The organism is Kribbella sp. NPDC051620 (assembly GCF_044453825.1).
Lineage (GTDB): Bacteria > Actinomycetota > Actinomycetes > Propionibacteriales > Kribbellaceae > Kribbella.
The window spans coordinates 428,308-436,760 of the sequence record NZ_JBITDB010000002.1; the positions used below are offsets into that span (position 1 = coordinate 428,308).

An 8,453-nucleotide genomic window follows, 5' to 3' on the forward strand; every position below is an offset into this window, starting at 1 on the left:
ACGGCAAGGAGCCCCGGTCGGGGACCGGGGCTCCTGCGGTAGTACCGGATGACTAGTCCTCGCCGAGGTACGCCTTGCGGACGTCGTCGTTGACGAGCAGCTCGCGGCCGGAGCCGGACAGTACGATCTGGCCGACCTCGAGCACGTAGCCGTAGTCTGCCCGCTTGAGCGCCGCTTGGGCGTTCTGCTCGACCAGCAGGATCGTGGTGCCCTGCTTCTGCAGCTCGGTGACCGTCGACATGATCCGCTTCATCATGATCGGCGACAGCCCCATCGACGGCTCGTCCAGCATCAGCAGCTTGGGCTTGCTCATCATCGCGCGGCCCATCGCGAGCATCTGCTGCTCACCGCCCGAGAACGTGCCGGCCGGCTGCTTGCGCCGCTCCCCCAGGATCGGGAACAGCTCGTACGCCGCGTCCAGGTCCTTGCGGATCGCGCTGTGGTCGTTGCGCGCGAACGCGCCGAGCAGCAGGTTCTCCTCCACCGACAGCCGGGGGAAGATCCGCCGGCCCTCGGGTGAGTGCGCCAGCCCCATCGTGACGATGTCGTGGGCCGGCACCCGGTCGATCCGCTGACCCAGGAAGGTGATCTCGCCACCGCTGGGCCGGAGCAGCCCGGAGATGGTCCGCAGCGTCGTCGTCTTGCCGGCGCCGTTGGTGCCGATCAGCGAGACGACCTGGCCCTGCTCGACCGAGAAGCTGATCCCCTTCACGGCGACGATCTTGCCGTAGGAGACTTCCAGGTCCCTGACCTCGAGCATCGCGGTCATGCCTTGCCCTCCTCTTCGGCCACGGTGGTGTCCTGGACGTGGGCCTGGGTGATGTCCACCTCGTCCTCGTCGTCGTCCTCACCGGTACCGATGTACGCCTCGATCACCCGCGGGTCGGACTGCACCTCGCCCGGCGTGCCCTCGACCAGCGCCTCACCGCGGACCAGGCACAGCACCCGGTCGCACAGGTTGAAGATGAAGCGCATGTCGTGCTCGATCACCACGACCGACAGTCCCGAGTCCCGGATCTTGAAGATCAGGTCACTGGCCTGCCGGGTCTCCTGCGGGTTCATACCGGCCGTCGGCTCGTCCAGCAGGATGAGCTTCGGGTCGGTGGCCAGCGCGCGGGCGATCTCGAGCCGCCGCTGGTCGCCGTACGGCATGTTGCGGGCCAGGTGCTCGGCCGACCTGCCGAGCCCGACGAACTCGAGCAGCTCCTGGGCCCGGGCCCGGGTGGCGCGCTCCTCGCGACGGAACTTCGGCCCACGCAGTACCGCCGTGAGCGCGCCCGCGCTGGTCCGGCAGTACCGGCCGACCATCACGTTCTCCAGCGCCGTCATGTTCGCGAACAGCCGGATGTTCTGGAACGTGCGGGCCATCCCGGCCTTGACCACCGCCGTGGGCTTGGGCGCCAGCGGCTTGCCGGCGAACCGGACCTGGCCGCTGGTCGGCTTGTACAGCCCGGTCAGGCAGTTGAAGAAGGTCGTCTTGCCGGCCCCGTTCGGGCCGATCAGACCGACGATCTCGCCCTCGCGGACGGTCAGGTTGACGTCGTTGACCGCCAGCAGACCACCGAACCGCATGGTCACGCCGGAGGCCTCCAGGACCACCTGCGGACTGGCCGGTACGGCGCTGCTCACTTCCTCCGTGACGGTCATTTCGCCTCCTCGACCAGTTCGTGCTCGATCGCCACCGCGAGTTCCTCGTCCTCTTCGTGGAACTCCAGCTGCCGCCGTCTGCTCGCGACCAGCCCCTCGGGACGGAACCGCATCATCAGCACCAGCAGCAGACCGAACAGCAACAGCCGGTACTCCGAGAAGAACCGCAGCTTCTCCGGCAGCAGCTTCAGGATCGTTGCTCCCAGCAACACACCGGCGATGGTACCCATGCCGCCCAGCACGATCGCCGCGAGCAGGAACGCCGACTCGAGGAAGACGTACTGGTCCGGGCTGACCGCGCCGTCCTGGTGGGCCTTGATGGTGCCGGCCAGACCGGCCAGGAAGGCGCCGACCGAGAACGCCAGCAGCTTCAGGCCGAAGACGTTGACACCCATCGCCTCGGCGGCCTTCTCGTCCTCGCGGATGGCCACCCAGCCGCGACCGATCCGGCTGTCGTTCAGCCGGGCGAAGACCAGGATGACGCCGCCGATCAGGACCAGCAGCAGGAAGTAGTAGTTCGAGAACCTGCCCAGATCGATCCCGGCGATGGTGTGCGTCGCGCCGAAGTTGAAGCTGCCGATCTCCAGGTCCGGGATGCCGGGGACACCGTTCGGGCCGTTGGTCAGGTTCGGGCCGTTGTTGCCGTCCAGGTTGAACATCGAGAACCGGAAGATCTCCCCGAAGCCCAGCGTCACGATCGCCAGGTAGTCACCGGAGACCCGCAGCGTCGGCGAACCGATGATCAGGCCCAGCACCGCCGCCACGCTCGCACCGAGCAGGACGACCACCAGGAACGGCGGCTTCCAGCCGATGGTGGCGAACGCCGACTGCGACATCGTGGCCGCGACGTAGGCGCCGGAGCCGAGGAAGGCGATGTAACCGAGGTCGAGCAGGCCGGCCAGGCCGACCACGATGTTCAGGCCCATCGCCGTCGCGGCGAAGACCAGGACCTGGGTGGCGATCGACATGTTCGCGTCCGACCCGTTCTGGGTGAACGGGAACAGGAACGCGACCAGGAACGCCGACAGGGTGAGGATCTTCTTCTGCCGCTGGGCGACGTGGCCGAACCAGGTCAGGATGCCGGTCCGCACCATCATCGCGATGACGCCGGCGGCGAAGACCAGGAACAGCACGAACGACCAGGCGTCGTCGCGGCCCAGCGCGTACGCCGCGCCGAACAGGACACCCGCCATCACGACGGCGATCGCGAGTACCTCGGCCCAGCCCGGTGCTCTGGCCGCGGCCAGGTCCCGGTGCTCGCGCAGCGGTACGACCCGCGCGCCCAGGAACAGCAGCAGCGCGCCCACGAAGGACACCCAGCCACCCGGGTTGACGTTGATCAGGCCGTCGGAGTCGGTGGTGATGGCAACGAGCACCAGCACCATGTAGATCAGCATCCACAGGCCGAGGGCGCGCAGTCCGAGCCCCGCGTCGAGCCAGGGGCCGAAGCGGGACTCGAGCACGCCCTTGGCGGTGAGCAGCAGGAACAGGCCGAGGACCGCGCCGATGATGGCCAGGATCTGCAGGCCGCCCGGGTAGAAGTTCAGCGACAGGTCGCCGAGGATCTGGTCGTCGTAGCTCCAGGACAGGAACGAGCCGATGATCAGCAGCGCCACCCCGGCCAGGCCGAGCGGCCAGCCCTTGGCGGCGTGCTTGGACCTGAAGCTGTCGGGCAGGTTGGGAATTCTCATGCGCGATCCACCACCCTCGCTCCGAGCAGACCCTGCGGCCGGAAGACCAGTACCAGGATCAGGATCACGAACGCCCAGACGTCTTTCCAGGTACTGCCGCCGAGGCCGAACTGGGTCGCCATGGCCTCGACCACGCCGAGCACCAGGCCACCGACCACGGCGCCCTGGATGTTGCCGATACCGCCCAGCACCGCGGCGGTGAACGCCTTCAGACCGGCCAGGAAGCCCATCCGGAAGTCGATGTTGTTGTTCTGCAGGCCCTGCGACACACCGGCGACGGCGGCCAGGACGGCGCCGAGCGCGAACGCCACGACGATGATCCGGTCCACGTTGATACCCATCAGCCGGGCCGTGTCCGGGTCCTGCGAGACAGCCTGCATGCCGCGGCCCAGCCGGGTCCGCGTGATGAAGTACCAGAGAAGTACCGAACAGATGATGAGCGCCGCGACGGTGAAGATCGCCGACCGCTGGATCGTCACGCTGCCGACCTCGACGGCCGTGCCGCTGACCACGTCGAGCTGCGGGAACGGGATCCGCTGCTTGGCGCTGGGGAAGTCCGGGATCTTCTCGTAGAAGAGCCGGATGAACTCCTGCAGGAAGACCGAGATGCCGATCGCCGTGATCAGGGGTGCGAGGCGAGGCGCGTTCCGCAGGGGACGGTACGCGATCCGCTCCATCAGCACCGCGGTGCCGACCGAGGCGATCATGGCGCCGATGATCATGATCGGCAGGATCCACAGGCCGGTCTGACCGTCGAAGAACAACAGGTACGTCGTCAGTGCGCCGAACGCACCGATCATGAAGACCTCGCCATGGGCGAAGTTGATGAGCTGAACGATGCCGTAGACGACGGTGTACCCGACCGCGATCAGGGCGTACAGCGATCCAAGGGTCAGCCCGTTCACGAGCTGCTGAAAGAACAGGTCCACGTCGACCTCCCAACTGGCTTGAGTTTGCGGCATGCCACGGGGGTGGGACGACGTGTGGCGTCCCACCCCCGGGTCATGGGTCGACTACTTGCTCTCGAAGTCCTTGGTCTCCACGGTGGCCCACTTGCCGGCATCCACCTTGTAGACGGTCAGGACCTTGGACGTGGTGTCGCCGTACTGGTCGAACGCGACCTTGCCGGTGACGCCGTCGAAGCTGACCTTGCTCATCGCGTCGATGGTCGCCTGACGGGCCGACTCGACGTCCTTGGCGTCCTTCAGCGAGACCTTCAGCGCGTTGATGATCGCGTTGGCCGCGTCGTAGGAGTAACCACCGTAGGCCGCGTACGGCTCGGGGTACTTCTGCTCGGCGTAGTCGGCGACGAACTTCTTCGCCGAGTCCAGCGCCTCGACCGGCGCGCCGACCGAGGTGGCCAGGTCACCGTTGGAGGTCTTGCCCGCCAGGGTGATGTACTTCGGGTCGAAGATGCCGTCGCCGCCCATCAGCGGGACGTTCAGGCCGGCGGCCTTCATCTGCTGCGACAGCGGTCCGGCGGCCGGGTACTCGCCACCGTAGTAGATCGCCTGCGGCGCGCTCGGCTTGATCGCGGTCACGACGGCCTGGTAGTTCGAGTCGTCCGGGTTGATGGTCTCGGCCTCGACGACCTGACCGCCCAGCTTCTTGAACTCCTCGGTGAAGGTGCCGACCAGGCCCTGGCCGTACGCCTTCTTGTCGTGCACAGTGGCGACCTTGGTGATCTTGGCCGTCTCGTACAGGTACCGGGCCGCGAACGGGCCCTGGACCGCGTCCGTGGTGCAGGTGCGGAAGTACGAGGCGTAGGGACGCTTCGGGTCCTTCTGCCAGTCGACGCCCTGGGTCAGGCCGGGGCCGGTGTTGGCCGGGGAGACCTGGACGATCTTGGCGGTCGACAGGACCGGCTGGACCTGCTGGCTGACGCTGGTGTTCAGCGTGCCGACGACACCGATGACGTCCTTGTCGCCGGCCAGCGACGTGGCGGCGTTCTTACCCGGGTCCGGCTTGGCCTCGTCGTCCTTCGCGTCGACCTCGAGCTTCCAGCCCGGGATCGCGTTGGAGTCGTTGGCCTGCTTGACAGCCAGTTCGACCGAGTGCTGGATACCCAGACCCAGCGCCGACAGGTCGCCTGACAGAGGTGCGATGACGCCGATCTTGGCGGTCTTGGTCGCACTGCCGCCGCCCCCGGCGTTGTCGTCCTTGCTGCGTGAACCGCAGGCAGTCAGGGCCAACGACGCCACGATCAGCGTCGCGCCGACCCGTACTACGGAACGCTGCTGCACTGTTCCTCCCATGTCTGGATAGTCCGAGCAAACCCCCGGACTCCCGCGATTGCCGCGAGCACCCGCAGGTTAGACCTCCGGCGGCGTCACAAGCGAACGTGACGGAGCGTGTGTTGTGAGGTCGTTACCGCTGTAAGCAGCATGGGTACCGGTGACGGCTGTTAATGCGCTCTCCAGGCTGCTTTGTGATGAGCAGAGAGTGATTCAGTCGTCACTACCCGCCTCGTCAACAACCAACTCGGCGACCTGGCGCATCGAAACTCTTTTGTCCATGGCGGTTTTCTGGATCCAGCGGAACGAGTCCGGCTCGGTCAGCCCGAACTTGGTCTGCAGCACCGACTTGGCCCGGTCGACCAGCTTGCGGGTCTCCAGCCGCTCGGCCAGATCGGCCACCTCACGCTCGAGCTCGGCCAGTTCGACGTACCGGGAGGCGGCGATCTCGATGGCCGGCAACAGGTCCGCCTTCGAGAACGGCTTCACCAGGTACGCCATCGCGCCGGCGTCCCGGGCCCGCTCGACCAGCTCCCGCTGCGAGAACGCGGTCAGCATCAGCACCGGAGCGATCCGGTCCCCCGCGATCTTCTCCGCCGCGCTCAGCCCGTCCAGCTTCGGCATCTTCACATCCAGAATCACCAGATCAGGCCGATGCTCCGTCGCCAGCCGAATGGCCTCCTCACCATCCCCCGCCTGCCCGACGACGTCATACCCCTCCTCCTCGAGCATCTCCGCCAGATCCATCCGGATCAGCGCCTCATCCTCCGCAATCACCACCCGCTTAGCATTCACAAGGGCCACCTTATCGATCCCCCACTTACCCCTTGGGCCCGACGAACCGATCCAGCGCCTCGACGCCTTCCTTCCGGCTGACCGCGACCGCGTTGATCCGCGGCTTCCGCCACGGAATACCCAGCAGGTCCAGGGCATCCGTCAATATGTTCCGGATGTCTTCGGACTCGTTCCAGAACTGGTAGCGGATGTACTCGTACCGCTTGGTCTCACCGTCCGCCGTGACCTTCGTCGCCCAGTTGACGAACCGGCAACCGTCCGAGTGGAACAAACCCCGCAGCAGCTGTTCGGGGCACTTGGCAACGATCTCCCGCTGCCAGTCGGCCAGCTCGATCTTGCGCAGATGCTTGCGCCCCACGCCATGCTGAGGAAACAGACACGGCCAGTGCTTCCACCGCACCTCGATCCGTATGTAGCCCGCCGTCTTGTGGCCCCTCAGGCAAGGGCTGGCGGTCGGCTTCACCAGCCGCATCGTCGCCGCGATCTCTTGATTGAGCTCCGGGTACTTCTCATCGTTCGCGACCTGCAAGGTATAGACCCCACGCCGTGCCGCGACAATGTGCCCATCGCCCAGATACCAGCCAAGCAACAAGGCGTACGCCGCCTCGTCGAGCTCAGCCCCATCACACCGCGGACACGGCGTCGGCTGGAACCCCTGCCCACGCGGCAGTCCGAGCTCTTGGTACTGCCGCCGCCACCTCTTGATCGTCTTCACCGCAACGCCATGAATCTCGGCGTTGGCACGGTCACTGACCCCGTTGTTCGACATCCGCAACGCGGAGTCCACCGTCTCCTGCGACCTGAAGTGAGGCATACCTCACGGTGGCACCAGCCACCGACATTTTCTTGTGCCGGGTGTGGGACTTGAACCCACACGCCCTTGCGAGCAATGGATTTTGAATCCATCGTGTCTGCCTATTCCACCAACCCGGCAGGGTGCAGAGAAACTCTAGCCGGTCCGGACCCAACCTCGCACATTGACCTCGCAATCGGTACGCGTGTCGCCCACGTCCATCCATCCGCGTGCCCCACCTCCCGGCTGATTGTCCGTGGCCTCTGGAACGCTCGGTCTGTGTACGACAGGCGGATGCGACGGCGAGCGCGTGAGTTACTCGCGGCCGGTGAGACCTTGAGCGCCGTGAGTCGCCTTCTCGGCGTCAGCCGCGCTACTCTCCGTGACTGGCGGGACGGTCCGGGTGCGAAAGTTCGCCTGACGGACTGTCCGCGGTGCACTGACGGGCAGCTCCCCGGTGCGGATTACGCGCATCTGCTGGGCCTCTACCTGGGCGACGGCTGTCTGTCGGCGCTGAAGAAGGGCGTGTACTCACTGCGGATCGCCTGCGACAACAAGTACCCGCGATTGATCGACGAGGCCGCCACCGCGACCGCAGCTCTCCATCCAAGTCGGCCGGTGCACCGGGTCCAGGCAGTTGGCTACACGGCGGTCGTCTCATACTGGAAGCACTGGCCATGCCTCTTCCCCCAGCACGGTCCCGGACCGAAACATCAGCGAGAAATCAAACTGACCAACTGGCAGACGACATTGGTCACCGAACATCCAGGCCTCTTCCTGCGAGGGCTGTTCAACTCTGACGGATGCCGCGTGGCGAACTGGGCAACCCGACCCGTGGGCGGCGAACTGAAGAGGTACGAGTACCCGCGCTACCAGTTCTCCAACGAGTCAGCCGACATCATGGCACTGTGCCAGTGGGCCTTGGACCTACTAGCCATCCCTTGGCGAATGCCCCGCCGCAACGCCCTATCGGTCGCCAGGCGCGAGGGCGTAGCCGTACTCGACCGGTATATAGGTCCGAAGTCCTAAGCCAGAGAAGCAACGCACCGCCGAAACTCCCCTGAACCTCGTAAATCCGCGCATTGTCACCTTCAGGTGGGCGGCAGCCCCCCTGTGAGCTGGACGTCCGGTCGGCCAGCCTGATCCGCAGAGGCCGCGTCCATCCGACAACAGATGCTCGCCAGCTACCGCGAACCCAACGCCTACAGCCTGGCTGGGCCCTGCCTGTATCTGTACACCGAATTGAGGCGGACAGCCACTTGACCGCCCGCCTCAACCACTACTCATAATTTA

Annotated in this window: 8 protein-coding genes and 1 tRNA gene; 1 reads left to right on the forward strand and 8 read right to left on the reverse strand. The window is 66.0% G+C overall.

Annotated elements, in window-relative coordinates; all coding sequences use genetic code 11:
* Nucleotides 1-52 precede the first annotated feature (52 nt).
* From ACIA12_RS09230 to ACIA12_RS09265, 8 genes are all read right to left on the reverse strand, one after another.
* The gene (locus ACIA12_RS09230; RefSeq protein WP_396366408.1) at nt 53-769 is read right to left on the reverse strand and encodes an ABC transporter ATP-binding protein; all 717 of its coding nucleotides are present in this window, start codon (nt 767-769) and stop codon (nt 53-55) included.
* A complete protein-coding gene (locus ACIA12_RS09235) occupies nt 766-1,647 on the reverse strand; it encodes an ABC transporter ATP-binding protein (RefSeq protein WP_396366409.1) in 882 nt (293 codons plus the stop codon). The genes ACIA12_RS09230 and ACIA12_RS09235 overlap by 4 nt, the downstream gene beginning before the upstream one ends.
* Nucleotides 1,644-3,338, reverse strand: a complete 1,695-nt coding sequence (locus ACIA12_RS09240; protein WP_396366410.1) for a branched-chain amino acid ABC transporter permease — start codon at nt 3,336-3,338, stop codon at nt 1,644-1,646. The genes ACIA12_RS09235 and ACIA12_RS09240 overlap by 4 nt, the downstream gene beginning before the upstream one ends.
* Nucleotides 3,335-4,267 carry a branched-chain amino acid ABC transporter permease gene (locus ACIA12_RS09245; RefSeq protein ID WP_396366411.1) on the reverse strand — a complete coding sequence of 311 codons (933 nt, stop codon included), beginning with the start codon at nt 4,265-4,267 and terminating at the stop codon, nt 3,335-3,337. The genes ACIA12_RS09240 and ACIA12_RS09245 overlap by 4 nt, the downstream gene beginning before the upstream one ends.
* Before the next feature lie 84 nt (nt 4,268-4,351).
* Nucleotides 4,352-5,593, reverse strand: a complete 1,242-nt coding sequence (locus ACIA12_RS09250) for a branched-chain amino acid ABC transporter substrate-binding protein (RefSeq protein ID WP_396366412.1) — start codon at nt 5,591-5,593, stop codon at nt 4,352-4,354.
* Nucleotides 5,594-5,785: 192 nt separating this feature from the next.
* Nucleotides 5,786-6,376 (reverse strand): ANTAR domain-containing response regulator, encoded by a 591-nt coding sequence (locus ACIA12_RS09255; protein ID WP_396366413.1) that lies wholly within the window; start codon nt 6,374-6,376, stop codon nt 5,786-5,788.
* 16 nt (nt 6,377-6,392) lie between these two features.
* Nucleotides 6,393-7,181 (reverse strand): transcriptional regulator, encoded by a 789-nt coding sequence (locus tag ACIA12_RS09260; RefSeq protein ID WP_396366414.1) that lies wholly within the window; start codon nt 7,179-7,181, stop codon nt 6,393-6,395.
* A gap of 35 nt (nt 7,182-7,216) precedes the next feature.
* Nucleotides 7,217-7,300, reverse strand: a tRNA-Leu gene (locus tag ACIA12_RS09265).
* A gap of 205 nt (nt 7,301-7,505) precedes the next feature.
* On the opposite strand from ACIA12_RS09265, the gene ACIA12_RS09270 reads away from it, so the two are divergent.
* Nucleotides 7,506-8,189, forward strand: a complete 684-nt coding sequence (locus tag ACIA12_RS09270; protein ID WP_396366415.1) for a transcriptional regulator — start codon at nt 7,506-7,508, stop codon at nt 8,187-8,189.
* Nucleotides 8,190-8,453 lie beyond the last annotated feature (264 nt).

Excerpts from the sequence above, each read along its gene's own strand:
- ACIA12_RS09235 (WP_396366409.1), bottom strand. The coding sequence starts at position 1,647 with ATGACCGTCACGGAGGAAGTGAGCAGCGCCGTACCGGCCAGTCCGCAG.
- ACIA12_RS09250 (WP_396366412.1), bottom strand. The coding sequence starts at position 5,593 with ATGGGAGGAACAGTGCAGCAGCGTTCCGTAGTACGGGTCGGCGCGACG.
- ACIA12_RS09240 (WP_396366410.1), bottom strand. The coding sequence starts at position 3,338 with ATGAGAATTCCCAACCTGCCCGACAGCTTCAGGTCCAAGCACGCCGCC.
- ACIA12_RS09260 (WP_396366414.1), bottom strand. The coding sequence starts at position 7,181 with ATGCCTCACTTCAGGTCGCAGGAGACGGTGGACTCCGCGTTGCGGATG.
- ACIA12_RS09230 (WP_396366408.1), bottom strand. The coding sequence starts at position 769 with ATGACCGCGATGCTCGAGGTCAGGGACCTGGAAGTCTCCTACGGCAAG.